At 81.8% G+C, this 253-nt stretch carries 1 pseudogene; it reads right to left on the reverse strand.

Annotated elements, in window-relative coordinates:
• Nucleotides 1–253 (reverse strand): annotated as a pseudogene (locus KVT14_RS20710) (alpha-amylase); the annotation flags it as partial.

Genomic DNA, 253 nt, shown 5'->3' on the forward strand with positions numbered 1-253 from the left:
CACGGGTGCCGGCGGCGCAGCCCGAGCAGGGCGGCGTGCCGGTCGTGCGTGGCCCGGCCGTCCGGCGCGCCGTCGGGGCCGGCGAGGTCGGCCGGCGTCGGCGGGTACGGCGGGCGGACCTCGTCGCCGCCGCCCGCGCGGTCCTCCTTGACCCCGCGGTAGGCCTGCTCGTCGCCGTAGTAGAGGGCCGGGGTGCCGCCGACCGTGGCGAGCACGACCAGCGCGAGGCCCGCGAGCGTCGCGTCGCCGACCC

It is taken from the genome of Cellulomonas sp. GbtcB1, assembly GCF_019091725.1.
Taxonomy (GTDB): Bacteria; Actinomycetota; Actinomycetes; order Actinomycetales; family Cellulomonadaceae; genus Cellulomonas.